The 26,497-nt window shown below is 36.2% G+C and carries 34 protein-coding genes and 1 pseudogene; all 35 read right to left on the bottom strand.

The annotated features are described in order from the left end of the window. Positions 1–150: 150 nt before the first annotated feature. The gene (locus MHI52_RS12395; RefSeq protein ID WP_405159099.1) at positions 151–1,134 is read right to left on the bottom strand and encodes a phosphotransferase enzyme family protein; all 984 of its coding nucleotides are present in this window, start codon (positions 1,132–1,134) and stop codon (positions 151–153) included. A 167-nt stretch (positions 1,135–1,301) separates the two neighbouring features. Beyond that, on the bottom strand, positions 1,302–1,703 hold the full coding sequence (locus tag MHI52_RS12390; RefSeq protein WP_076216307.1) for an NUDIX hydrolase: 402 nt from the start codon (positions 1,701–1,703) through the stop codon (positions 1,302–1,304). Positions 1,704–1,760: 57 nt separating this feature from the next. Further along, positions 1,761–2,318, bottom strand: coding sequence for an HAD-IIIA family hydrolase (locus tag MHI52_RS12385; RefSeq protein ID WP_405159098.1), 558 nt, complete (start codon positions 2,316–2,318; stop codon positions 1,761–1,763). 419 nt (positions 2,319–2,737) lie between these two features. Beyond that, positions 2,738–3,139, bottom strand: a complete 402-nt coding sequence (locus tag MHI52_RS12380; RefSeq protein ID WP_405159097.1) for a GNAT family N-acetyltransferase — start codon at positions 3,137–3,139, stop codon at positions 2,738–2,740. 86 nt (positions 3,140–3,225) lie between these two features. Beyond that, on the bottom strand, positions 3,226–3,726 hold the full coding sequence (locus MHI52_RS12375; RefSeq protein WP_405159096.1) for a resolvase: 501 nt from the start codon (positions 3,724–3,726) through the stop codon (positions 3,226–3,228). A gap of 199 nt (positions 3,727–3,925) precedes the next feature. Next, positions 3,926–4,249: a hypothetical protein gene (locus MHI52_RS12370; RefSeq protein ID WP_221825150.1), complete on the bottom strand. Its 324-nt coding sequence runs from the start codon at positions 4,247–4,249 to the stop codon at positions 3,926–3,928. A 266-nt stretch (positions 4,250–4,515) separates the two neighbouring features. Then, positions 4,516–5,283, bottom strand: coding sequence for a nucleotidyltransferase domain-containing protein (locus tag MHI52_RS12365; protein WP_405159095.1), 768 nt, complete (start codon positions 5,281–5,283; stop codon positions 4,516–4,518). A 234-nt stretch (positions 5,284–5,517) separates the two neighbouring features. After that, positions 5,518–6,027 carry a DinB family protein gene (locus MHI52_RS12360; protein ID WP_282321788.1) on the bottom strand — a complete coding sequence of 170 codons (510 nt, stop codon included), beginning with the start codon at positions 6,025–6,027 and terminating at the stop codon, positions 5,518–5,520. A 259-nt stretch (positions 6,028–6,286) separates the two neighbouring features. Next, on the bottom strand, positions 6,287–6,739 hold the full coding sequence (locus tag MHI52_RS12355; protein ID WP_405159094.1) for a Type 1 glutamine amidotransferase-like domain-containing protein: 453 nt from the start codon (positions 6,737–6,739) through the stop codon (positions 6,287–6,289). Positions 6,740–7,102: 363 nt separating this feature from the next. Continuing rightward, complete coding sequence (locus tag MHI52_RS12350; protein WP_405159093.1) at positions 7,103–7,516, bottom strand: hypothetical protein; 414 nt, start codon at positions 7,514–7,516, stop codon at positions 7,103–7,105. 125 nt (positions 7,517–7,641) lie between these two features. Next, positions 7,642–8,106 carry a hypothetical protein gene (locus MHI52_RS12345; RefSeq protein WP_127545951.1) on the bottom strand — a complete coding sequence of 155 codons (465 nt, stop codon included), beginning with the start codon at positions 8,104–8,106 and terminating at the stop codon, positions 7,642–7,644. A gap of 197 nt (positions 8,107–8,303) precedes the next feature. Next, a complete protein-coding gene (locus MHI52_RS12340; RefSeq protein ID WP_405159092.1) occupies positions 8,304–9,140 on the bottom strand; it encodes a Cof-type HAD-IIB family hydrolase in 837 nt (278 codons plus the stop codon). A gap of 153 nt (positions 9,141–9,293) precedes the next feature. Beyond that, positions 9,294–9,920: a Type 1 glutamine amidotransferase-like domain-containing protein gene (locus tag MHI52_RS12335; RefSeq protein WP_405159091.1), complete on the bottom strand. Its 627-nt coding sequence runs from the start codon at positions 9,918–9,920 to the stop codon at positions 9,294–9,296. A gap of 283 nt (positions 9,921–10,203) precedes the next feature. After that, positions 10,204–10,758: a hypothetical protein gene (locus tag MHI52_RS12330; RefSeq protein WP_405159090.1), complete on the bottom strand. Its 555-nt coding sequence runs from the start codon at positions 10,756–10,758 to the stop codon at positions 10,204–10,206. A gap of 84 nt (positions 10,759–10,842) precedes the next feature. Then, positions 10,843–11,100: a hypothetical protein gene (locus MHI52_RS12325; RefSeq protein ID WP_405159089.1), complete on the bottom strand. Its 258-nt coding sequence runs from the start codon at positions 11,098–11,100 to the stop codon at positions 10,843–10,845. Between the two features lie 114 nt (positions 11,101–11,214). Then, positions 11,215–12,087: a GNAT family N-acetyltransferase gene (locus tag MHI52_RS12320; RefSeq protein ID WP_405159088.1), complete on the bottom strand. Its 873-nt coding sequence runs from the start codon at positions 12,085–12,087 to the stop codon at positions 11,215–11,217. A 477-nt stretch (positions 12,088–12,564) separates the two neighbouring features. Beyond that, complete coding sequence (locus tag MHI52_RS12315; protein ID WP_405159087.1) at positions 12,565–12,711, bottom strand: hypothetical protein; 147 nt, start codon at positions 12,709–12,711, stop codon at positions 12,565–12,567. Between the two features lie 243 nt (positions 12,712–12,954). After that, the gene (locus MHI52_RS12310) at positions 12,955–13,398 is read right to left on the bottom strand and encodes a hypothetical protein (protein ID WP_127545939.1); all 444 of its coding nucleotides are present in this window, start codon (positions 13,396–13,398) and stop codon (positions 12,955–12,957) included. A 157-nt stretch (positions 13,399–13,555) separates the two neighbouring features. Then, complete coding sequence (locus tag MHI52_RS12305; RefSeq protein ID WP_127545936.1) at positions 13,556–14,050, bottom strand: hypothetical protein; 495 nt, start codon at positions 14,048–14,050, stop codon at positions 13,556–13,558. 368 nt (positions 14,051–14,418) lie between these two features. Further along, entirely contained in the window at positions 14,419–14,787 is a 369-nt protein-coding gene (locus MHI52_RS12300) for a hypothetical protein (RefSeq protein ID WP_405159086.1), read from the bottom strand. A gap of 218 nt (positions 14,788–15,005) precedes the next feature. Then, positions 15,006–15,650, bottom strand: coding sequence for an HAD hydrolase-like protein (locus MHI52_RS12295; protein ID WP_405159085.1), 645 nt, complete (start codon positions 15,648–15,650; stop codon positions 15,006–15,008). Between the two features lie 237 nt (positions 15,651–15,887). Then, positions 15,888–16,607, bottom strand: a complete 720-nt coding sequence (locus tag MHI52_RS12290; protein WP_405159084.1) for a ferritin-like domain-containing protein — start codon at positions 16,605–16,607, stop codon at positions 15,888–15,890. 201 nt (positions 16,608–16,808) lie between these two features. Next, positions 16,809–16,940 (bottom strand): annotated as a pseudogene (locus tag MHI52_RS12285) (helix-turn-helix domain-containing protein); the annotation flags it as partial. 228 nt (positions 16,941–17,168) lie between these two features. Further along, the gene (locus MHI52_RS12280; protein ID WP_405159083.1) at positions 17,169–17,672 is read right to left on the bottom strand and encodes a GNAT family N-acetyltransferase; all 504 of its coding nucleotides are present in this window, start codon (positions 17,670–17,672) and stop codon (positions 17,169–17,171) included. A 173-nt stretch (positions 17,673–17,845) separates the two neighbouring features. Continuing rightward, entirely contained in the window at positions 17,846–18,223 is a 378-nt protein-coding gene (locus MHI52_RS12275) for a hypothetical protein (protein WP_405159082.1), read from the bottom strand. Between the two features lie 623 nt (positions 18,224–18,846). Further along, the gene (locus MHI52_RS12270) at positions 18,847–19,287 is read right to left on the bottom strand and encodes a hypothetical protein (RefSeq protein WP_405159081.1); all 441 of its coding nucleotides are present in this window, start codon (positions 19,285–19,287) and stop codon (positions 18,847–18,849) included. A 396-nt stretch (positions 19,288–19,683) separates the two neighbouring features. After that, a complete protein-coding gene (locus MHI52_RS12265) occupies positions 19,684–20,151 on the bottom strand; it encodes a hypothetical protein (RefSeq protein ID WP_405159080.1) in 468 nt (155 codons plus the stop codon). A gap of 178 nt (positions 20,152–20,329) precedes the next feature. Then, positions 20,330–20,779 carry a hypothetical protein gene (locus MHI52_RS12260; protein WP_127543661.1) on the bottom strand — a complete coding sequence of 150 codons (450 nt, stop codon included), beginning with the start codon at positions 20,777–20,779 and terminating at the stop codon, positions 20,330–20,332. 203 nt (positions 20,780–20,982) lie between these two features. Continuing rightward, entirely contained in the window at positions 20,983–21,207 is a 225-nt protein-coding gene (locus MHI52_RS12255; RefSeq protein WP_405159079.1) for a helix-turn-helix domain-containing protein, read from the bottom strand. Between the two features lie 73 nt (positions 21,208–21,280). Continuing rightward, on the bottom strand, positions 21,281–21,991 hold the full coding sequence (locus MHI52_RS12250) for an HAD family hydrolase (RefSeq protein ID WP_405159078.1): 711 nt from the start codon (positions 21,989–21,991) through the stop codon (positions 21,281–21,283). Between the two features lie 152 nt (positions 21,992–22,143). Beyond that, a complete protein-coding gene (locus MHI52_RS12245) occupies positions 22,144–22,536 on the bottom strand; it encodes a contact-dependent growth inhibition system immunity protein (RefSeq protein WP_405159077.1) in 393 nt (130 codons plus the stop codon). Positions 22,537–22,738: 202 nt separating this feature from the next. Continuing rightward, complete coding sequence (locus MHI52_RS12240; RefSeq protein ID WP_127543665.1) at positions 22,739–23,086, bottom strand: hypothetical protein; 348 nt, start codon at positions 23,084–23,086, stop codon at positions 22,739–22,741. Positions 23,087–23,395: 309 nt separating this feature from the next. Then, positions 23,396–23,872, bottom strand: a complete 477-nt coding sequence (locus MHI52_RS12235; RefSeq protein ID WP_282321806.1) for a GNAT family N-acetyltransferase — start codon at positions 23,870–23,872, stop codon at positions 23,396–23,398. A 235-nt stretch (positions 23,873–24,107) separates the two neighbouring features. Next, the gene (locus tag MHI52_RS12230; protein WP_405159076.1) at positions 24,108–25,154 is read right to left on the bottom strand and encodes a hypothetical protein; all 1,047 of its coding nucleotides are present in this window, start codon (positions 25,152–25,154) and stop codon (positions 24,108–24,110) included. 164 nt (positions 25,155–25,318) lie between these two features. Further along, a complete protein-coding gene (locus MHI52_RS12225) occupies positions 25,319–26,176 on the bottom strand; it encodes an alpha/beta hydrolase family protein (RefSeq protein WP_405159075.1) in 858 nt (285 codons plus the stop codon). Positions 26,177–26,497 lie beyond the last annotated feature (321 nt).

Raw genomic sequence — 26,497 nt, 5'->3', positions numbered from 1 at the left:
CTATCATAATGCAGAGGTTATGGAGTGTCATAAGGAGTAGTTTTCTCTCCGATTTATTGAGGTCTCGTCTTCGGGCCGAGGAAGTAAATCCAATACGTTAATTTATTGTTAGACGACTCTCATCTTCTTCTTTACATCAGCCCTTATATCCTATAATTTGATATTACATCCATCAAGAGGTTTGTCACTTTCAATAAGTTTTACCGTTTCAATAATAGCACTCTTTTGAAAATCAGTAAGATTCTCTTCATTCCCATTCCAATTGTTAAGCCACCAAAAGAAGGAACTAATATTTCTATATTCCATAAACAAAGGGATCCTATGGATCCATTCTTGCTCAATGCTGTTCTGCTTGATATAACCTTCTAGAAATTCATTTAAGAAGTGCTTTGCAAATTCATGTTTCGATCTCCAAGCCTTATAATGTGAACCCCACCAAACAGCGTGAGTAGCTGCGATTCCAATATCAAGTGCAAACCACCCATACAATGAATCATCAAAATCAAAAACAGTTATCTTCCCTTGATCGATAAGAAAATTATAAGGATGAAAGTCATAATGAATCAGACCGTATGATTCTTTGTTTTTAGGCAGGTTTTTCATTTCCTTTTCAATTGTTCTGAGTTTATTGAGGAGTATTTGATAATTACCAAAATGTAAATGTGAATTGTTTATTTCCGCTACATTCCATTCCATCCTTTTGTTTTTCAAATCGCCAGGATCATAAGATTTTGTCAACCGATGCATTGACCCCATTGTTTCGCCCCATGTTTTAAACAAGCTCTGTCCCCATAATTGTGGATCGCTATCGAAAAAAAGGCCAGGAGCTCCTTCGAACACAGTCGCAATATAGCACTTTTCATAGTCCTTACATACAGCAGTTAATTCACCTTCTATAGTCTGGATTGGCAAAGCTGCATGAATGCCTCTTTCAACTAAATACCGTACCCAATGGACTTCTGCCTTAATATTAAGCTCAAATTCAACTGGTTTTTCAGATAAACGTAAGAAATATTCCTTATTCCCTTTATTAAACCTGTATACTTCATTACAAGAGTTGCTTACGAACTTTAACGTATTAGTATCAAATCCAAATGAATTAGCTGCTTGAGAAAGTATTTCATTACCAACCAAAATGATTCTCCTTTTCTACTTCAATGTTATTTCATTCAAGTGTGAGTTTCGGAGTGTTTCATCGAACGTTCCTGTATTCACTAACCAGCTTACGCAGGGTGTCCAGAGAATGCCGGACCAAGGACGAATGTCCGATACGTGAATATATTGTGATCTGATAGATGTCCTTATTCTGAAAATTCAATCAAAAAAGGATGGCTTTTCTCATCTAATGCATTATGAATTCTGTTATAGAAATTTCCCCATGTTATCATTTGCCCAGCTTCTTCTAAAGTAAAGTAGCCCACCTCTTCACTTTCATCACTGGTAGTTAAAGCTCCTCCAATCGGTTTTCCAGTAAATATATTGTTGCATACGCCTCGCGTTATGTTCTGATACAAACCACAAAATTTAATTAATTCGATGTCAATCCCTGTTTCCTCTTTCACTTCTCGAACTGCTGCCTGCCTAATAGTCTCTCCTTCTTCAACACAACCTTGAGGCATTTCCCAACCTCTTCGACCTTTCATGAGTAAAATCTCATTATGTTCATTGAGAACGATTACGCTAGCAGAAACAATAAATTTCATGCTAATTCCTCCTGTTATATTTATTTTTTTTAAAATATATCTTATCTTAGATAGTTCCTATCTTAGGTCCGCTTCAATCGTTTCTTCCAGACTAATAATATAATTAACTGCTTCTTCGAAATCATTTGCAATAAAATCCGCTTCTGTGTTTGACCATTTATGTCTGTATTTATTTAAAGCTTCATTCCCTGCTCCAGTCAAAACTAATATCTTTTTGCATCCAGCATGATGACCTGCTAAAATATCAGACCATCGATCCCCAATTACAATACATTTACTTAAATCTAAATTGTTTTTCTTAGCAGCGTCAAGTAACATTCCTGGGTTCGGTTTGCGGCATTCACATCTCTCAGTATGTTGATGCGGACATATAAAAACATTATCAAAGCCAAATTCTATCATTTCTCTTACAAATGCTTCTTTTGTAGCTTCACCTCTTGAAATACCGGGCTGATTCGTAAATCCGTACAGTTTAATTCCAAGTGCTTTTAATTTTTCCAGAGATTTTTTAGTGTATGGAAATAATTCAAATTCCCCCGGGTAAAGGACTTCATCTGAACCACCGATCGTTCCATCACGATCGATAAAAACTGCTTCAACAGTGAATGCTCTCATAATTAACCTCCAATTATCGGATTTTGATCATTTATAAATACACCTTCACTAAGCTTTACGATAATGTTTCTGTAATCACCACTCGAAACCAACATTAAGATTATCTCTTGGAAAACATCTAAGAATTGATTCTAAATCTAGCTAAAGTTTGTCTTCAAACCACTGTTATTCCTCCCTGCTTCTAACATTAGCGATAATCTCACAAAACGTTCCCGTACTCACGACGTTCATTTTTAAATATGTAATCTGGAACGCTTCCATAAAATACATTTCCAGTAGACTATGGCTCCGTTAGGAGCCATAACATGAATATAATGTTATACGTCGGAATATCCGAATTGAAGCTTTATATAGCGACCTTCTTAAAAACAACTTCATCTATAATCATTTCACGTCTGATCGGAATCTTTACTTCAATGCTATACCATATCTGAAATAAACATGGCTTTAGTTCCTTCTTCTGGCTTAAATCCAAATATTTCATAGAATTTTTCTGCACTATCATAGGATATAAGCACTTTTGTTTTGATATTAGAATATCGACTAAGCATTTGTTCCATCATTCTCTTACCAATTCCTAATGATTGATATTCTTTGTGTACTAACATGTAATGAAAATATACTGTCATCACGCCGTCAGACAATGCATTTATTAAACCAACTAATTTGTTATCATCCCATGCAGTAATAACCGTATGCGAGTTGTTTATTGCTTGTCTAAGATCTTCTGGAAAATCTCCTGATTTCCAGTCCACCGAATGAAACAGTTCTTGAATTGCCTGTGTATCAATGTCTTTTATTTCTTTGAAAATAATTGTCATAATATTGCTCCTATGCTTGTTGTTTTGATTGGTAGTATTGGATAACCGTTCTTATATCCACGATGTCCCACCACGTTAATCAGCTTCTATCTAATCCTACCTAATCCTCTATCAGCCTCTAATTGAAGTTGCATGGTTTTAGGTCCCATATACTCTTGTGCAGCCCGAAGAATCTTTTCGTCGTTACCCAATATTTCCAATACCGTAACTGAAAAAATGCTATCAATTAAGTAATCATCTTTGCAATTAGATACTTCTTCAAAATAATCAAAAATACTTTCTAGAAGCTTGTTATTTCTATTCTCGCTTAATAACTTAATAATCTCCGGCATGAATATTCCCTCAATTATGACAGTTTCTAATACCATACCGTGATTCTCAATTGATTTTTTATAATCAGTACTAGTGGAAGGGAAGAAATTTAACATCATCTTTAAAAATTCCTCCGATTTTTTAATCATGAATCCCCACTCCTCTGTATAAACTGTCTTTGAATTACGATGACGCAAGTCTGAAAATTTTTGTATTTGATTCTGTTCTTTAACACAGTTCTTAACAGAGGTTTTTGCTAATGTTCTTGTATTCACGACGTCCCACCGACTTTAAGAGACGAAGTCGCTGGGCGTGATGCGCTTAGTCGGTGCGGATGTGTACGGCTGATTCCACTTCCCTGCAGCTACCAAATACTTCTCCGAATCCTCATCTTACTTTGGCCGGACCGAGCTCCGAATGACTCGAAGAGTGAGATGGATCAGACTTCTGCGAATTACTAACCATTATCCATTTTTAGAAGGCCCATCTATGCTCCTCTGGCAAACACTCATCACAAAGTAATTGCCCTTCAACAACAGCTCCGTTATTGAGTTCATCAATATGATTTGGCTTTTCTCTATCAGTTGCCCATGAATTACATTTTGCGCATCTTCCGCAATTCATTGCTTCTGGATCGAGATATACAGAGGAACTGCTCTCCCAATGTAATTTCAAATCTCTCCTTATTGTAATTTCATTTTCTAGTACAGGAGTCAAATCCCCATCGATTTCTTTATATTCTTCGTCAGTTAAGTCAATTAGATAAGCTATATTCACAAGATATGTCTTCTTACTCATTTCTTTCATCCTTTAAATTTTCATGGTTTATACGTTCTTCGGCCTTTCGCATAACGTTCGTGCATTCACGACGCCTCAATGGCTTAAGGTAGGTAGGCCGAGTGGCTCCGCCACTTTGCCAGTGCAGGGGTGATCGCCTGACACCGCTTCCTGGTTCCTTACCTTCTGGTGACCGAAGGACAGTATTAGAGTACGATGGGTGAAAACAATGTTATCCGCTGTTGCCGGCATCATTGAATTACATTCTAAAACTCTTCAATATATTGTTAGCCAAATGAATTTCTGGAAGCAGCCATTTTATTTAAGGCGTTCTCAAAATAGCTATATACTTCATCTGCGGTTTCCAGAAACTCTTCAACAGATACATCGCTATCCAAGTAACAAGCATATAGATACTCAACTAAAGCGGCGTTAATCTCAAAATAGTTTAATATGGCATTCTTCATCTTAATGATTTCATCTTCCCATACCCCTGTATCTTCTAAAACCAAAGAATATAATGCACGAATTAATCTCTTAGAGTAACCTTTAATATATCTAGTTTTCATTGAGTGATCACTAACATTAGAAAGTGATCGATGTACACGATCTACTTCCTCCTTGGTATCTGTATTTAAGTCTAAAATGAATTCTGGAGAAATTATGATCGGGGGTACTTTTTCACCAATGTCTTCCCCATGTATGCAAACACAAATAATCTTAATCCAAAAACCCCAATCATTCGGTCTACTTAATACATCATCAATCGAGCAAATGATCGTATCCATCTTAGTGACGAATGGATATTCTTCCAAAAGCCTGTCTTTAATCATTGACAATCTTTCGTAATCAATATCTTTGGGATTTGCACATACAATAGTAAAGTCTGCATCTGACTTAAAAGGTTTAGCTGTTCCTTTTGGAATCGAGCCACACATATAAATGCTATGAATCTTACCTTTAAATTCGTTAAGTATATGATCTATATACTTATCAACCAGATCCTTATATTCACTTTGTATTTCAATTCTATTTATAACTTTTTCTAATATCATATAGACTCCTCCTAAAATAAGAACTTCTTTCGGCTAACATTGTTGTATTCACGAACCCGAGAGACTTACAGGAGCGACTGGGTCGAAGATTAGCCTCGCAGGGTTGTAAGCTGAATCCACTTCTTCGCATCTCACATCTTGCGAACCAAGGGCGGAACGGTCCGCAACGTAGATATGCTGCTATAGGATGTCAGAGCCCTCATTGAAACACTTTCACATTTAGGCACCTTTATACTAGTCATAATTCCATACAAGTTGTCCCTTTCTAATCTTTGCTACATATACTATTTGTCCGGTGTGATAATGCATTTCTCTAATCATTGCTATCATTAGATTAAGAACCGTTGTCTCATTGTTTACCTGGCTATATGTGAGAGGTGGACGATTGATAAACGGTTGTGATAACAACAATTCAGGGTTTGATTGGAGGTGTTCGAGATAGAGAATGATTATATCAAATGCTTCTTTTGTCATGTTGTAAACTTGCTCTTTAGAATATTTAAGTCCACGTTCAAATTCCTTTTCTCTGTCCCTAGTGTCTGGAGTATCATAAAAAATTGTTTCTATTCTCGAATGAACACAGCCTCGAATATGAGCGACTAGGTTTGTGATACTATTACTTTCAGAGTTAGGCGCCCATGTTATATCTTCATCTGACAATTGTTCTATCGCTTGGAGAGTCCATTTCCTCTCAGAGTTAAACTTAATCAACATACTTTCGATTACTTCATTTGCAATTTCCATGTGCAAACCTCCAACGAGTTGTTTAGACAACCATTACTTATGGTTACTCAACCTCTATGTATTATTTGATAATTGTTTTGCTCTGATTTCCTATAACGTTGTTGTATTCACGAGAGACTTACAAGAGCGACTGGGTCGAAGACTTATCCTCACAGGAGTTGTCTGCTGGATACTACTTCCTCGAACCCCACTGGCAGACCAAGGGGCGTAGCCCCCAGCGTGAATGCGGTGTGAGCAAGATTTCAGGGGCTTCTTCGATTCAATGTGCTTGGTTCATTAAGATTGAGATATATTCTTCATCTTTAAGCCTTGTCACCTTACATTTCTCATTGCATTCAAATTCTACTATTCTCTCTTCAATTGTTTTATTAGTACTATCTTTAAATATGTCCTCTCGATCATAGTGAGGAAAAACAAGCTTGTCGGTTACACCTAATGCCTTAAAATCCTTTAAATTCATTGTGTTCATCTGTGGAGTAAAGAAATCCACAATGTTAATATTCGGCCCCAGTAATAACGTTCCTGCACTTACTCCAACTATAATTACATTCTGTGCGGCCAGTGTTCTGATAATTTCATCAGCACCACTTTTCTTCGCGTAATACAATAGTGTAAATGGATTTCCACCATTGATATATATAACATCTTTATGTAAGAGAATCTGCGGATCATCAAATTCAATATCTACAAAATTGATATGCTGAAATCCCATGTCCTTAAACTCTTGCAATGCTCTTTGTGCATATCTATTAGTTTCTTTTCTAGGGATGCTGTTGTAATAATTGAGACTTTTAATTGAGAAATATCTCCATCAATAAAATCCAGAAATTGATTTTTAATATCTTCAGTATAAAAACCACAAGAGGTTAATAACAAGCTACTCATTGAAATCCCCCATCCTTAAATAATAGTTTATCTAATTTTTATAATTTAATTAAGCATTCCCCTGATTTCTGCTAACGTTCCTGTATCTTCGATCCTAGCGAATGCTAGGATGTTCGGCTTTTGCCGTAAAAAGAGCACATGCCCGTTACGCGAATATTATGAAGATATACTGTCTTCCTGATCGCTTCCACTACTTACTCTTATCTATAAAATCTCTATATCTATCATGTAGTTGTATTCCATTTTTTATAGATTCCCCTGTTTGTTTGTCTATCACATCAAGATCAAATCCTAAATTACTATAACCATCCAGCATTTCTAATATTGAATACATAACTTCTTCTATTAATTCTGCTTGGATATGATTGAACTTTTCCTCATTAATTACTTCCCCAATGCTTTCATATTCTTTTTTAAATTCAGTCCACGGCATTTGTGAGTTCTTATGTAAGCACGAAGAAGATAAATCATTATAACTCTGTTTAATATTTTCGAGTTGTTGGAAAAAAGCATTTAATTTATTATCATTGAAATCTATTATAATGACTCGCATCCTTTCTAATCTTATGCTTTTAGTAATTTCATTTAACCTTCCTGTATCCACGTCGTCCCACCGACTTAAGCGGCCGCGATGCTAGGCTGTGCGGATCCTCTGCTTATATCCTTCGGACGAACCGAGGAGCCGCCAGGCTCCGATGCGCAGATATAATGTTAGATGATGTTACCAGACTACTCCGAAATTACCCACGGAACTATCCCTTCGAATTCAATTTGTAATATTGGCTCTGGAAATCCATCACGCACTAAATTTATCTCATTCGTAAATCCAAATCTGAAGTTATCGATTTTATATAAATCTTTGTCTAATGAAGTTATTGTTCCTGATTCATCATTTTCGTTCCATACATCAGGTCCACTAATCAATCTACCAACTATATGAAAGAACCCACCATATAAATGCGTTCCATCTTCATTCTCACAGTATTCAGATACTTCTCCTTCTTTTCTTGGATCTATTCCTAAACTATCAAAAAAGGTTACAACATCCTTCGGTAGGAATGGAATTGCCTCAACAAAGTTCTTACAATTTAAACAATCGCACCCCTCAGTAATTAAATGATAAGATTTATATAACTCTTTGGTTTTATTAAAATCATATTCAATTATCCATTTGTGTATTCGAATCCTTTTCATGGGTTCACATCACTTTGCTCTGGTAATTTCATCTAACGTTGTTGTATTCCTGACTTTCAAGCAGCTTACCGTAGGGAACGGGTCAGTACACTTTGCTGATTGAACGTGTCGCCTTAATCAACTTTCTCCGATATCCCTCTTGGGGACCGAGGATTAAGTGCGACGATCTATGAATGCACTGTTAAAGTAACCTTGAGTTACCCACAAAATCTTTCTAAACTTACAGCAACACCGTTTTCATCATTATTAACGGTTATTTCATCAGCGATTTCCTTCAATTCCCTAATCGCATTTCCCATAGCAATAGAATATCCCGCCATCTTAAAGAGGCCTACATCATTATGATCATCACCAAATACAATAACGGAATCCAATTCTACATTATATAATTCACAGAGTTTAGTAATTGCCATTTCCTTAGATGCCAGAAGAGGCATGATTTGTACTAATTTATTATTATCCGTAATTAGTATATTCACTCTACCCTCGAATTTTTCAAACAATCCAGAATTGTGATTATTGCCAGTCAGAAGTATCTTCGTAGCATCATATTTCTTTAATTCTTTTAAGGGTTTTACTATGGGGTTTGATTGTGTGTTCATTGAGCTAATATAATCAAGCTCTCTTAAACTAAACCACTCATCCTTCACTTCCATAGTCAGCTCAATTTGAGAGTCACACTTCAAACAGTAATCAAGAATTTCTGTAGTTACATGAGCAGGGATTGATTCATTAATTTCTATCTTGGTTTCCTTACATATCACTTGAGCTCCGTTGTAATACACAAAAGCCCCGATATCTACTAATCCTTGTGGAAGCAACCAATTAACCGCCCTGGGCAGTCGAGCTGTTGCAAATATTATTCTCATTCCTTTCTGATAACAGGATAAGACCGCATCTACGTTTCTTTTAGATACTTCTTTTTTTGAATTTAATAATGTTCCGTCCAAGTCAAGAACTACCGTTGAATACTTCAATGAATCAACTCCCGATATAAACTTCTTCGTTATTTTATCTACCGTTGTTGTATTCACGAACCCGAGAGACTTAAAGGAGCGACTGGGTCGAAGACTTATCCTCACAGGAGTTGTCTGCTGGATACTACTTCCTCGAACCCCACTGGCAGACCAAAGGGCGTAGCCCCAGCGTGAATACGGTGTTAGCAAGATTTCAGGGGCTTCTTCGATTCAATGTGCTTGGTTCATTAAGATTGAGATATATTCTTCATCTTTAAGTCTTGTCACTTTACAGTTCTCATTGGATTCAAATTTTACAATCTTCTCTTCAATTGTTTTATTAGTACTATCTTTAAATATATCCTCTCGATCATAGTGAGGAAAAACAAGCTTGTCGGTTACACCTAATGCCTTAAAATCCTTTAAATTCATTGTGTTCATCTGTGGAGTAAAGAAATCCACAATGTTAATATTCGGCCCCAGTAATAACGTTCCTGCACTTACTCCAACTATAATTACATTCTGTGCGGCCAGTGTTCTGATAATTTCATCAGCACCACTTTTCTTCGCGTAATACAATAGTGTAAATGGATTTCCACCATTGATATATATAACATCTCTATGTAAGAGAATTTGCGGGTCATCAAATTCAATATCTATAAAATTGATTTGTTGAAATCCCATATCCTTAAACTCTTGCATTGCTCTTTGTGCATATCTATTAGTTTCTTTTCTAGGGGATGCTGTTGTAATAATTGAGACTTTTAATTGAGAAATATCTCCATCAATAAAATCCAGAAATTGATTTTTAATATCATCAGTATAAAAACCACAAGAAGTTAATAACAAGCTACTCATTGAAATCCCCGTCCTTTAATAATAGTATATCTAATCTTTATAATTTGATTAAGGAATCCCTTGGTTTCTGCTAACGTTCCTGTATTCAGGACTCGGCGTATGCTGAGTGTCTGGCAAATGCCGGACAAAGGACGAATGTCCGCAGCATGAATATTATGGTAGGTGATGTCGGGCGCTTCTTTGAGTTCTCATTTAAAATCGTCCTTATGTCCCTATCCTAATGCCTTTCCATAACCTTCTTGAAGTAAATCCAATTCATAAATATTTTGGGTTTTATGTTCAGTCATTTGAGCTTGAGAGTAAGTTTTCCTTTATAGGTATCAAAGCTAACTGTCCCTCTCGTCCATTTTGGAGCAGAGTAATCAAAAATATCTTCTTGGGAAAGATATAAGTCATGTGGTTCTTCTATCACAACTTCCTTAGTCGTTAACTCAGTTAAGAATAAACCCCAAAACTTCGTTTGGTAGACACGATACTGTGTAATGCCTTGATCCAGCAGATTAGCTCGATGTTCAACTATAACTTCACTATAATGCCCAGGGCCAGGGATATGCAGATGTTCGTAGCTGTATGGATCAAATACTGGAGCCAATGAATACTTAATCAAAAGAAGAGAAGAAAAAATAATCAAAACAACAAAAAGAATTAGCTTTCTTCCTTTACTTTTATAGCCTAACCAAAGAAATAAAATGATGTGTAGTACGATAGGAATTACAAAGTTACTTTTTTTGAATATAGTAATATCATAATTGATGATAGATGAAAATAACCAAATTATATTTATAATCACTATTATCAAGATAAATTTCTTTCGAAGTTTCAGGAGGGAATTGTTCATGTTTATATATATTCCTTTCGCTTCAGTGCTTTAATGAAGCCATTTCTGATTGTTACAAGGTAACCTGGAGGAAATGGGTCGGCATCATACTAAGCTAACTAAATTGATATCGGCTCCACGATTAATAATATATTCAAAATCTTCTCTCTTTCCATGCCTGGCAGCACTCACTATCGATGGGAAATCCTTGTCATTTAAATTTGCTCCATTATCAATTAATAGTTTTACAATTTCGAAATAGTATTCGGGAAATGAAGACCAAGCCCAGTCTAAATATGGAGCACCGTAGTAAAATTTATAGTAATGTTCTATTGATGCATCAACGGGTATATACAGAACCACACGTATTTAACTATTTTGATTCACAAAAACGGCGGTCTCTCCATATTTACCGCTGTATCTTTACTTTATATGATGCTCTCATTTCACCTTGTTAGAAGTCCTATCCACATCATTCTAATATTCAAATTCTAGTTGAAGTGAATCACAAATTGGCATATAGCCTATCTTTCGGTAGATGCTATTTGATGTGGGATTTTCTAAGTCTGTATATAAAACGCACTTAGTAAATCCCTTCTCCAATGCAAGTTGGCTAATGTGTGCCACGATCGAAGTCGCGTAGCCCTTTCCGCGCTCATAGGGAGGCGTATAGACAAAGGCCACGCCGATAGCCGTTTGCATCTCCCTTGTATATCCGGCCATGGAAACAGGCATTCCTTTGTCGTCCTCTAAAATATAGAGTTTTTTCGATGCGATCCGGTAGAGATAAGGCTCTGCCTCTTGCGGTATGAACATTTCTGTTTTGCCATAACTTGACGCTGCAGAAAAAGCTTCAGACCAGTAGGGAAAGAAGTGAAGATCCTTTTTATCCAGCAGCCGAACGGTACCGATCTTTGGAATGTCCGGGTTTACCGCTGTAAGTTCATATATACATTGGCGCATGGTTGTATGAATAGTTATACCCTTGCGCAAGACATATTCTTCGGCAAAACACTCCGCCAATTTTTTTTCCGTCGTCACACCCGGAATTTCACGGTCATTGAGCCCGGCTATCAAACAGCGTACAGCCTCCGGGTTAAGGATGTTGTCCGTTGCATAAAGTGTAATATTGTGTGGCGGTGTCATTATTGCAGTAAGTTGTATGCCCGTAGCATCCGAAATAGTGACCATGAGCCAATTTACAGGGTCACGCCAATCTGTTTTGTCTTTTCCTTGATGTCCAATTATGATATTTCCCAGAGGAATCATATTTTGTGCCTCATGACGCATCAGCACTTCGTAGGTATCTCTATAAAACTCATGCACATCCATATACAATTTAAATTGCATCAAAATTTCTCCTTTCATCTATTCAACATTTTCTAGATTCTTCTTAACAATCATTATTTCTTACGGTTTGCTGACTGGAAAATAAGTGAATTTTATTCGTAAGAATGATTAACTATACTGTCTGTTAGTTAAATTAACTGATAATAATTTGCTTTTATTTTTCGTTTTGCGCTGATTTTCTAAAACGTTCCTGTATTCACGAATACTATCCTTAAGGCAGCTTTAGCTGACTGCCGTGACTGCGGTTAGGTTCGCAGGGTTGTCCGCCTGACTCCGCTCCTCGAACTGCCCTGGCGGACATAGGGATGGCGTCAGCCGGCCCGCCGAGTGAATACTTTGTTATAAGATGTTGGAGCCTTCATTGAGAATCTTATCAAGATAATTAGCAGCTGTAGCCGATCCAGATTTGAATTTGATAGGTTTCAGCGATTTACTATTAACAATAAGCCTTTATTTTCTTTTGTGATTATTATTTCTCTATTCCTTACGTATATCTCTCACTTCATTAATTAACACATCTAATTTTTCAATAATTCTTTCATCATTTTCAAGTTTCTTTTTTAATCTCCCTTCTATAATTGCTACTCCGATAACAATAATTATAAGCAGAATCAAAATTAGCACCTTGATCACTTCCCCCTCTAGCAACAAAACGTTGCAATTGAATTAACTCTATAATTAGAAAGTATGTACTTGTTCTTTTAACAGTTTTAATCATTTTTCAATCTTTCAGATAACGTTCCTGTATTCACGATGTCCGACTTAGTCGTATGTGTCTGTTGAAACGCTCCCACGAAATTCATCCAGCAGAACAAGGCTCTGTTAAGAGCCGCTGCTTGAATATTATGTTATACGAAGCATTTCGCATCATTGAACTGCATTTAAAATCTCAATTATTAATATAGCTTCTTCTTTATAACCTTCAAGGTCATTTAATTTAATCCATTCAGGTTCATCATGTCTAAATTGATAGAATCTAATGACCACATCTTCTCCTTCAATTGTAGAACTTAAAATTAAAATAAAGTCTTTTTCAGAGTAGTTCAACTTTATATTCTCTTTCCAATTCGAAATGAGTTTTAGTCCAGTCCTTAAATCCTCTATATGGTAATGATTAATTGAGGCTTCTAAATCCGTTCGATCTTGATAAATGGTTTCTTCAATAGAATATGTCTCTCTTAAACTTGAAGCATCAACTACAATGCAATTGTCCCATTCATGAAAAGTAGGGTTAAATAACTTCGAACTGATCGATTCGTTTGATTGAGCAAGCTCATTCAATAAATTTCTCATCGCCTTATTTGTTTTCATGTTTTTCCTGCTTTCGAAGTATTTCGTATAACGTTCCTGTATTCACGACCTAGCGAACGCTAGGTGTCCGGCGAATGCCGGGCCAAGGACGAATGTCCGCAGCGTGAATATTATGTTAGCTGATGTCACTGCCTTCCCGAGAAGCTTTCAACAATATTTAAAAAATCACTAACTTACCTGAAGGCCATTTCCCTTCCCATCCACAAGGCAGATGACCTATAGAATAGATATATATTATTTGTTCCGAGTAAAATCTATTATATTTTTTTCTCATCTTACTTAAATAACTGTATTCCATAATTATATTTAAGATATCCCATCTAACACATTCACTGAATACATCCTCTAGTTGGAACTCATTTCGAGTTCTATCCAGTTGCTCGCTTAACATCGTATTGATAATTATCTTTGCTTCTTTGACTATGGCATTCCAATGTAAATACTCTTTCGAAAAATTATTATGTAAATACAAAGTCAACTGATTCCTGGCCTTCAAAGTTGTTTCTTCCCATTCTCGAGAATTATAATGTTCAGACGCTTCAACCCAAGAATTAGTATATATTACGGTATCACTTTGATAATCTCTTATTCCACATTTACTAAACCACTGAATTTGATATAGCATTTTTATTATTTCTTGGTTGATCTCCACGTAATAGTTCCCTCAAAATATTGATTTTGCAGTGATTTCGCCTAACGTTCCTGTATCCACGATGTCCCACCGACTTAAGGCTCCGCCAAGAGCCGGCCGCGATGCGGTTAGTCGGTGCAAGATGTGTACGCCTGAATCTACTCCCTGCAATCCTCTTCTTGCGGACCGAGGAACCGCCTGGCTCCGAAGCGTGGATATAATGTTAGCTGAAGCTCCTGACTTCCTGAAATGCATACATAAATATTCGTCTTTCAAAAACCAGTGAAGCATTTTTTGCCTCATTCGATTTGCTATTTCTACATCTCTTACCTTAATCCATTTATATAATGGTTCTTCTATAAACCCTAATAAGTCCTTTTTGCATTTCTCTAGGCTCCAGGCGATGGGTCATGTCCAAGCCATGGACTTTGTTTAGCTTTAATTGAATAATCTATTGATTGTATTTCTTCAAGTCCACAACAGCAGCTAGGCATGATAAATGTCTCATCATCCTGTAAAAAAGCAACCCCACCTAATATCGCTACTTCATCTTCCTTTAATAGCACTTTAAAAGATTCTTCAAAAGAAATTGAGGCATCAATTCTGTTATATCCAAATAAATGCAATAAAAACAATTCTACTTCAGCTTCACTGCTATTCGAGGATAAAAAAGTGAACTCCTTTCGAGTCACTTCATTTTCAATCCATATTGGTTTATCGTAATAAGGTTCACGAATTACTGGTTTCATATAAGACATCTTGAACTCCACCTACTTAATTTTTTATATCGATTTAAGGAATTTCTGCTAAAGTTCCTTTATTCATGAATCTCAAAGGGGTTGTCTGCCGAAATTGCCTCATCGGAACCCTTCCAGCAGACCAAGGCTCCGTGAGGAGCCGCTGCTTGAATATTATGTTATATGATGTCAGCGTCTTCTTCCAAAACACTTACACAAATATTCCACTTCCCATGATGTTAAATATATTTTTTCAATTCAAGTAAATCATCAATAATATAATCCGCTTGTTTAAGCTCCCATTCTTGGGCAAAGTCAAATCGAACACCGAAAGCCTTCAATCCATTGTTTTTTGCTGCTTTGATATCAGAGATCCTGTCGCCAACTACAGCAGCATTGTTGATGTGATATTTCATAAGGATAGATCTAACTAAGTCATCCTTATTCTGAGTCTCTATTTGTTGGATGCTAAAGGTTTCTGTCACCCAATTATTTAACTTGTAACAGTTAACAATAGCATTGAGGTATTCGATTAGTCCATTACTTGCAATAAAAATTAAGCAGCCTTCCTGTTTTAAAAAATCAAAGATTTCGTTGACATGAGGATATAGGGCGCCATTGCCATTATTAATATTTGCAATTAGCTTCTCTAGGAAGATCTCGTCCACAATTTGTCTGATTTCAGTTGAATGGTTCGGTAGTAACGTTTCCCAAACTACTGGTAGAGGAACTCCCATAATTTCACGATATTTTTGAGTCGGAGTTTCACTCGACCATTCATTACGAGACCTCAAGACAGAAAACGTTTCTTCTAACGATAACTCTAAGATTTTGTTTGTTTGAAATAGTGTACCATCCATATCGAAAATAACCGCTTCCAGCATGATTTCACTCCTATTCAGAGTTTGAATAATTTATTTTGTATTTTTATACGCAGATTTCCTATAAGGTTACTGTATCCACGACGCCCCACCGACTTAAGTCACGTTAGGGGCGAACGCGATGCGGTTAGTCGGTGCGGATGTGTCCGCCTGATTCCACTTCCCTGCCAATTCCCTTCGGGATGACCGAGGGAGCGTCAGGACCTAAAGTATGGATATAATGTTATCTGACGTAAACCTCTACTGTAAATTAGCTATAATCTTCTTTGTTAAGTTAAACTCATGGCGGCATTCATAGTAATAACTTTTGTATTTATATCCCCCTGCTTTAAATACAGGCTTATGTTGATACCACACTACAATTAGCGTTCCTTCAAAAAGGATTCTACGAAGGATATAAACTATTCTGTTAAAGAGAACGTTTCTATTTTGAGCAAATTTATGAAGTGTTTCAGATTGAAACTGAACATGTTTCTCCTCATCACTTAAAATCTGATTACATAAATCGATTAATACTTCTGACTTTGTAGATTTTTGCAAAGCTTTATAGTACAACTTAGCAATGATCTCAGCGGTTAATAGAACAATGACTGATTGTTCTAAACTCGCATATCGACGTAATCTTCTAAATACATTGTCCACCCAATGTCTACGAAGGAGTGGGATTCCCTGTACCTTCATAAATCTGCCCAGATCTCTAGCGTGCCTTTGTTCTTCTTTAATGAATTCTATAAGCGCTTCATAGTAATCCTGATCTTGTGTCTGATGTACATATTCTTGTGCACGTTTAATTAGATATTTACCTTCAGAGTTTTCTCCTAATTGAAACTGTTGAAGTGACTTAATGATTATTTCTTTTTCATTAGTTGTTAATTTATAGTTGTCATCCCAATGAATATATTTGAGATTTTGATTATTTCTTCGATAATATTGAACCCATTTCGAGAAAGTGATCTTCATTATTTGCTCCTAAATGTAATAGGTTTATGTCAGATAACGTTCCTGTATTCATGAACCCCAACGGGCTTGTCTGCTGAAATGCCTCTTCGAAATCCATCCTGCAGACCCAGGCTCCGTAAGGAGCCGTTGCTTGAATATTATGTTATACGACGGAATCATTTCTTCCAGTTAGCCAACATCCTCTTATATTTTATTCTTTCATTAGTCTGTTAGATGTTCCAAAAGATCTCCAGTCTGGCATTCCAATGCCGTACATAATTTATTAATTACTTCTAAAGATACATACTCATTCGGATTGAGCTTTGCCATCGTTGCCGATGAAATCCCCCAGCCCCTATAAAGTTTTGATTAGCATTTCGGCAATTGCATATAACATTCTTGTATTCATGAACCCCGAAGGGGTTATCTTCTGATATTCCTCTTCGTATTCTATCCTACAGACCCAGGCTCCGAAGGAGCCGTAGCTTGAATATTATGTTATCCGTTGTTAACGACCTCTTGACTTACTTTCACATTCTTTATAACCTTTAGGTTCTATACATCTTTATTGTTCTATTTCATCTATATTTTCTTTTGTAGTACTCGCTCTTCTTTCTTTATATAATTTGATTTTTCATATGTTTTTATCGCTGTTTCATTCTTTTTACCTGTCAGCACTTTCACCGATCTAACGCCTTTTAATATAAGTTCTTTCTCAACAAAGTCTAATACCTTTGTAGCAATTCCCTTCCTTCTAGCGTCCCCCATAATATACAATTCGGTTACTTCTGCATACGGTTCTGAATAACAGATTGATTTAAAATACTGAGCACATGCGAATCCAACGGGTAGATCATTGATTAAGGCTATTACAACAATCTCATTTGAATAAGATAAGCCTTCAATAATTTCTTCCTCTGAAATTCCCACTCCGTTAAATTCAACGTTAAGTTTAGCGAGATACTTTGCATCTTTTGCTTCTGCTCTTCGAATTTGGATATTGTTTTCAATCAAAGATTTCACTCCCATGACAGAATACTGTTTTAATAGTTCTTTGTTAAGTTTGCATAACGTTCCTGTATTCACGAACTCTCACTGGCTTAAGGGGCAAATACCCCGAGTCAGAGGGCCTTAGCTAGTGCAGGATTATCCGGCTGTCCCCACTTCCCCGAAATGCCCCTTCTGGACCGAGAGCCGGATGGAACGATGCGTGAATATGTTGTTATACACAGCACCCTCTTCTGTGACCAAGCTATGGGCTATTTGTTATTTAACTTTTCCAATAATTCTAACTCCTCTTCCTCTGAAAGTTGTTCTTCCGCTCTTGTTTTTGTTTCATCTATCTTTCGTACTTTTAATCCTCTTTTTATGAGCCATTCTTCACCAGGTTTCATGGTAGTTGCTGGATGTGGATATACATCCTCACTTATAATTTCCTCATCAATTATGTAAATGTATCCACATAACTTACCATTATGAAATCTTGCGCCATTCTCATCAAAAGAAACAATAGATGGTTTCTGCGAAAAGATTCTTGCTAACTCTCGATCTTGAGTTATTGTGCTTCCGACTAGTAATTCATTTAGAAATAATGGCGAGCCATGAAACCAAGGCTTACTGTAGTCCCATTCTTTCATAATTATCACCTTCAATGTAAGTTTTATTATGTTTCTTCTTTTATTGTTCTTTAGTTTCTTCTTAATTTTAGGGTATTACGCATAACGTTGCGCATTTCTGACGTCCAAACGGCTTAAGGACCGGAGCTCCGGGTGGCTTTGCCACTTATATGTCGCCTGATTCCACTTTTCCGAAATCCCTCTTGAAGATCGAGGAGCGTCAGCGACGAAGCAAAAATGCATTGTTATACGCTGCCCCTTCTTCTTCGATTCCACATCCTTATATGTCTTGTGTGTTTTATGTATTTAATATGTCTTTACGTGTTTTATCTTTTGGTTCTATCTTTTGCTCCTATCAAATCCGTTTCCGCATAGGAAAGATCCCCTCATTTACTCTCGTACGCCTTCAGCAGTATCAACTTTGGTTTGTGTAGTAACTTCATCCAATGAACGCTAGCCTTATAAGAGGCTCGTGTTCCTCGGACCGGAGATTTGCCGATGACTTCATTCAGATTCCTGCTCACGTTGGACACCCCTGCCTTAAGCTATGGCTAACTTCTAACCTCACCATTCGAGACTTAATCCTTGATATAGAATGGATGCTGAACGCACAATCAAAATTTAAGAGGATTGTTGTCCTCCCTTTAATTCGCAATAGACAAATATGTATTAATGACATGCACAATACCAAAAAGTACTGTTGGTATAATAGGCAGATAATTTTGAAGCCAAATCTCAGCTAATATAAAATATACTACCGGGAGAAAGGCCATCCCCAAAAAAATAATCGAGTTTGCGTTGCCTGTAAAATACAATATCCATAGCCCATAATAAAAAATCAACATTATTGCCATACCAATTATATACGGACATCGCATTTCAGATGCTTGTTTTCTTACAACAAATATCAGAAGAAAGAAAAATATCGCCTGACTTCCGTGCTCCAAAACATCTAAAATCAAATGGCTATTTGCATTGTTTCCTGATATATCTGACGCAGGAATTAAAAAATAAAATATATTTGGTATCATTGGCAATAAAAAGATGATCAGACCCTTCCATGAAAAACCAAAATGATAATTCATTTGATCCTCTCTTTCGCATAATAGAAATATTCTTTAGTTTGCACTTTATTATGAATCCGCTTCGCTGGTATTCCTCTTGATGACCAAGGAGCATAACTAACGATGTGGAAATTTATTGTTATATGGTACACCTTCTAATATTCCGTTCATCCTGGTTTTCAACTGCTACGTTGTAAATGTATTCTTTCACCTATATTTATTATTTGTTATTAATTGGTTGCATGGTTTAACATTCTTAAGGGGTTGCGTATAACGTTCCTGTATTCACGACCCGACGTATGTCGGGTGTTCGGCGAATGCCGGGCCAAGGACGAATGTCCGCAGTGTGAATATAATGTTATAGGATGTCATCTGCTTCTTCGAATCACTTATTTCTCTTATACCATTCCCTTTATATCAACTATATTTTCCTTTTAATATTTCTATATAATTGAGTGGGATTTCTGAGATTTTCAAAATGTCTGATACTTCAAATCCCAGTTTTAAAGCGCTTCTTGCAGTCTTCAAATTATGCTTTACTTTAATCATCCGATCTTTAAGTAATACGTCTCCAAAATCCAGGTAATCATCAGCGATCTCACCGTTCAAAAAGAACTCTATATCATAAGTGCCTATTTGCTCTTCTATGTAAAAGATATTAATTGAGCAAAATACCACTGCTTCTGTTGTATTAAAACTATATTTTAGGTATATGGCACGCTCTTCAAGACTTATAAATTCATCATATAACTTTCCCATAAAAGTATCATGATAATCGCTTTTGTTCTCGTCACGCCACTTCCTATAGGTTTTCCAGTAATTTTCTTTCGTGCGTTTCATCGAATTATACTGGTTATCCCATTCAAGTAGAATTTCTTTATTCACTCAATCACTTCCTGACAAAATTATATGCACCCAAATAAATACGTTGTATATGTTTGCTGATTTCATATAACTCTCTTGTATTCACGAACCCTTACTGGCTTAAGGGCCGCCATGGGCTTCCCGCGTGAATACGTTGTTATCTAAGGGGAATTTTTGTTCGAATATGCGATATAAAAAGCTATTTAGTCTTTGGCCAATTGACAAACCAAGCATTAGAAACGTACTTATTCCACTTAATGTTTGTATATTCAGCTCTTATAATTATTTCAGAAAATTCATTATTAAAGTTTGACGCCATTCCAAATAGCTTATATAGGTTCATACCCTCTTCTGCAAGGATATCAAATTTAAGTATTTCAAAATCATTATTATGAATTAATTCAATATCTATCCTTGTATCCTTCTCCCGTTCAAAATACCCTGACTCATATCTCTCAACATTGATAAATTCTAAAGTGCATTGGTCAGTGTTTTTAGCAACATCATATGGATTTAACATATGACCAACCAATACATTAACTGATTCTATATTGAAAGTAATCTTATTCTCTTCTAAGTAAATTGATTCAACTATGCAATCATGAAAATCAATGCGATCTAGTTCATTCTTTGTGTTGTACAACTCCATCGAATTCACCCTCATTAATTATGTTTCAAGCTCTTTCAGATAACGCTCCTGTATTCACGACTAAGTGAATGCTGGGTGTGTCTGCTGAATCTGCTTCCACGAAATCCCTCCAACAGACCAAGACTCCATGAAGAGTCGCTGCTTGAATATTATGTTAAGCGACGGATCTCATCTTCAAATAATCAGCAGATATTTTCATCCCATCATTGATCTGCTATATGCTCCAATAAATCTCCAGGCTGGTATCCCAATGCCGTACATAATTTATCGATTACGTCTAACGACACATACTCATTCGTATTGAGTTTTGCCATCGTTGCCGATGAACTCCCCTTCTCGCTTGCCTTTCGGAAAACGTTGTTGCATTCCTGACGTTCAAGCGGCTTAAATGACCGAAGGAACGGGTCGATGGACTTAGCCTGTTGCATGTATCGCCTGATACCGCTTCTTTGAAATTCTTCTAAGCGATCAAGGACGAATGCTCACGGTAGAAATGCGTTGTTATACGACGATACTTCCTTCTTCGATTCCACTAATAATATCTCTTACTTCTTTTAGATCTCTACATATAAAGTTGGGTTCTGCAATATCTGTTTTAATCTTATTTAACCGATTTAACCAGACTGTCGCTATTCCTAAAATACCTGCTCCACCGACATCGCTCATTAAAGAATCCCCGATATGTAGCACCTCTTTAGGAGACAGATTGTGTCTTTCTAAGGCTTCAATAAATAATTCTGGTCTTGGTTTATATGATTTAACGTCTTCACTTGTAATTATTTCATTTACCTTTATCCCATGATAAGCTATTGCGGCTTTTACATCGGCTGTGTCAATATTCGATAATATGTAGACTTCATATCCTTGAAGAGTTTCTAGAAATGGAATTGTATCACTAAATATTTTAGGCTCACTCCAGTGATCGAATTGCTTCTGGATGATCTCATTTACATCACAGTTTGATCTATATTTAGAAATCGTCTCAGATAATGATAAAATCCCGAGTTCGCGCTGGGATTTAAATGTCTCACCATAGCTGTTTTTAAACATGTTCGAAAATATGTTCCACCAGTATCTACCTATATCACTTACTTCGTATTCTTCCACACTATTTTCTTGTATTTCCTTACAGATCAATGGGATGATATCGTCATCCTCATGAACCAAGGTTCCATAAAAGTCCAGAAATATTGCTTTAATACTCATCATCATCCCGTCTCCTTTGATTAAACTCTCTAAGCCTATTCTTCAGTATTGTCGTATAACGTTCCTGTATTAACGACCTAGCGTATGCCGGGTGTCTGGCGAATGCCGGACCAAAGGCGTATGCCCGAAGCGTGAATATTATGTTATGTGGAATCGACTTACAAATTGCTCCTGTATTTATTTATCTGCTCGTCTAATGTCCTTCTCACTTCTTCATAGATTCTAATCACTTCATTCAATTCGTTCTTTAATTCTTGATGTTCGTTCCAATATTCTTTCTCTACTTTGAGTACCGAACAAAATAAATCTCCAATATATAAATCTCCTGATCCGAATGGGTTCTGTATTAATTTTTCTAAGGCTATTCGCAAAAGATAATCTAGATTCATTTGTTGCCCGATCAAAAGTCTTAAGTCTTCATTATTTAATTCGCAAAGAGGTTTTTTCCTTAATTGATGTACTTGTATTACTAATGAGGAAGCAAAATTCGGTTCGTCCCAATAGTCGTTTTCAAGCTCTTCAAGGGTTTTGGTTAGATCGATTTGTTGCATGGTTTCACCCTCTTAAAGAAATGATTTGTGGTATGTCACATAACGTTCCTGTATTCATGAACCCCAAAGGGTTGTCTGCTGAAATGCCCCCTGAAATCCTTTTCACAGACCAAGGCTCCAATGGAGCCGATGCTTAAATATTATGTTAAGCGTTGCTTCTGTCTTCCTGAGTTGACTTCATTGATCCTGTACTGACATAAATCTAATTTTCTTGGTTCTTATTCTTGGTATGCCAATTTAAGATCTCTTTATGCGTTCTATCAATCTTGCTGTTAAATCGTTCTTTGTACTCTTCTTTAATATCGTTGGGATCATATCCATACCATATCTCACAATTGATTAAAAGATCCCGAATCTCATCCATCGACTCTTGAGAAAGCAACATTAATATTTCCGTAGTTAAACGATCATGTTCGTCATCAGGAGCACCACCTTCAACTAGATTCACAGGATCAAATCTGTTAACGATTTCTCTTAGTTCTAAAAATGTCTTTGAATCTTTTGAGATCTTTATTTCACGATTCTCTTGAGAATTATTTCCAAATTTCATATATTCCCTCCACGATAAATCTTCGAGTCCACGTTAACGTTTAATAGGCCTAAAACCTGTAAAGTGTTTGCTTTATAGGTTTGCTCCTCGGTAATCACACCTCTTGTTCGAATCACTTCGTCGATCTTAGTAATTCCTCGACTTTGAACCGTCTTAAATGCGCTCTTCCAGAAGTTGCGCTTAACGTTCCTGTAGCCGATTGGATGTGTCACCTGATTCAGCTTCTACGAAAACTCTTCTTGGTGACCAAGGGAGCGTAGCGACCGATGTGGGAATGCAATATTATCGGATGTAACATGACCCCTTGAATCAACTAATAAAATCCTGTATTCTTCTTCCATTCTCTATCCGTTCTTTAAATTGCCCTTTTGTATATTCATCAATGGTTTTATTCCAAAATATCTGAGCCGATTTGTTTCCTTCGATCTGATAGACTTCCCATTGTCCTTTATATAAATCAAAAATACGAGCAGCTACAGCTTTGCCAATCCCTTCTCGTCTATATTTCTTTAATATAAAAAACTCAGCAATTGAATAGTAATCACGTTCAGCCGTTTCAATTAACCTTACCAATACAAAACCCACATGCTTATCATTTTGTTTAATTAAATACGGAAATCTATGATTCTTTTCTATCCAGTAATCTTCTAATGGATACGCTCCGTATAGCCCATTTTCTTCTACATCGCATTTTATAAATTCTGAAAAGTCATAAATATAAAACTGCATCAAATTCGCCAAAACTTCCTTACATTCTTTGTTTGCTTGAATTATTTCAAATTTCATTTGATGTTCTCCGCTCTAATTTTATATATTCATGTTATTTCCGATTACGTTCCTGTATCCACGACGTGCCACCAACTTAAGCGATCAACGGGAGCGGCCGCAATGCGGTTAGTCGGTGCGGATGTGTCCGCCTGAATTCACTTCCCTGCCACTCTCCTTCTGGCGGACCGAGGAGCCGCCAGAAGGAGAGTGGATATGATGTTATCGGAAGTGACTAACTTCTTAGATATACCTACTAATTGTTCTTGTATTCTTCGTAGTTTAATAAGCTAAGTCTTCCTTCATCATGCATTTCTTCTGGGAATCGTACAGAATCAAGAGTATGAAGTGTTCTTGCTATATTTATACATTCTTGCACTTCATTATCAACTTCATATTTTCTTATTAAAATTTGCTTTAATCGATTAATTGTCTCCTCATTAGCATTATTAATATCTATTAAAATACTTAAAAACATCCATCGCGTGTGACTATCGCTTTGAATAATTTGGCCATCAATTGATGGAGTGTAACCTGAAAACACCTCGAAGAGTGTGACAACTTCCCTTGATGCAATCACACCTAATTTAATTATTTCTTCCTCAACATCGTACTTATGGCGGTACATTTGTTTAAGTGATCTTGTACCTTCTGTTTCATTGCCAATAATAAATTCATATAACAAATTAGACCAATGTGTGACTTGCTCTTCTTTAGACGTTGAAGAAATTATGCTTAAATATTGTTCATACTCTTTAACCTCAGGAAATGCTTTATAATAGTCTTCTATTGTTACCGTCTTTTTTATGTATTCATAATATTCAGAGTCATGCTCTACAATAAATGAAATAAAGTGACCCGTTTTATTTAGTTTAGAAAAAGTAGGTCTAAGTTCAAAGATTATTTCCACTAAAGCATTAATAAACTTTTGTGTCAGCTCATTCGATGATTCTTCATCTTCATCATCGAAAAACTCCGAAAGTTTTTCTTCATATAATTGTTCGAATTCATTTATTAATTCTGGTTGTTTTGTGTCTTCGTATGAAAAATCCCCAACATTGTATTCTAGCCCCCTAAAGCCGAGTAGTTTGTCTGAAGTATAAGAACTATAGTGTTTTTTAACATGTTTTTTAAACGAATCAAAGGTATTCCACTTCAAATTAACATTCCCATATGTAGCATGACAGTCCAAAATCAAGCAGTACACATCTTTATTTTCAGTTGTTGTTGCAAACTTCTCAAGATTATACTTAAAATGATTCAACAATGTACTTCTCCACAAATTGATATCAAGGTTCTTCATTTTTCTATTCTCCTTTTCAGGTCATTTCCGATAACGTTCAGGTATTCACGAACTTCCGCAGGAAGTTGTCACATGAATCTACTACTCTGCCAGAAGCATCACCATTGACCAAGGCGTAGCCGCTGCATGAATACTGTGTTATCAGATGGTGACAACTACTTGAACTACACACTAACTGTTTGCCCCTTAATATTAATCTCAACGATATCAGCCGATCGTTTATGATTAAATGAATTCTGTAAAGTATATGATTTTCCTTGAATAAATTCACTTAAGAAAGCAGTTGAATAATCACTAATAATTTCATGTTTATTTATTGCTTCAATATCTTTAAAATGTATTGGAACATCACTAAATGTCATGTGGTGAGCTCCTTGGACTTTTACAGCAGCTTTATAACCATTTAATTGTTTATAGAGCTTTTCAAATCCACTAATAAAAGGATTGATTATCCCTTCAGATAACTCAGTAAGTAATTCATCGTAAGTACACTTTTCTTGTCTCATAATTAAAAACGGAGTATCTATTTTTTCGTTTTTTTCTAAGTCTAAAAGATGGAAACTAGCATCAAACATTACTCCTGCTCGAATTCTATTGTCTCTTTTAGCCACCTCAAATGCAGCAGCGCCTCCCAAAGAATGACCCACTATTCCTATGCTTCTATAACTAAATCCTTCGAGCAATGATTGAGAAAATAGTAAATCAAGATGATTAATAACATACAAGATATCTTCTACTCTTGTATCTAACAATTCCCTCCACAATATAAAATCTGTACTTTTGATATTAGTTAATTGAGCAGTTTGATTAACAACACGCCCATCAGGAAAGATTGAAAAAACAGATTCGTATGTCGCACCAATGGATACTACTATATATCCACAATCCACCAAATATTTAATATGATAGGTATACATATCCCTAGAAACTCCAAATCCAGGAGAATATAAAATAACATCAGATTTTGCATTGGAATATTTCGGATTATAATTGTTATATATATGTGTTTCTATGGTATTCAAATATTCAATGTCTACTCCCAAGTCTTTTGTATGTTAATTGCCTTGTCTTTAGATGGATCAAATAAGTCCATATAATTACTAACATTAATCTGAGTATTTTTATCATCAGTAGGATAATAAATACTAGTTATAATTGCTCGCTCCTCATCGTTAGAAAAGGGATCTTTTCTAGATTTATCATTCAATACGACAACATTTCTTCCCACATTCATTAATTTTTACCTATTTCTTTTGTATTTTATAACTTTCTGATAACGTTCCTGTATTCATGAACCCTCACTGGCTTAAGCGCGTAAGCGCGGGTCCGACGGACTTAGCCAG

The sequence above is a fragment of the Paenibacillus sp. FSL H8-0283 genome (assembly GCF_045040675.1).
Taxonomy (GTDB): Bacteria; Bacillota; Bacilli; order Paenibacillales; family Paenibacillaceae; genus Paenibacillus; species Paenibacillus amylolyticus.
This window is presented reverse-complemented; position numbering and strand designations above follow the sequence as displayed.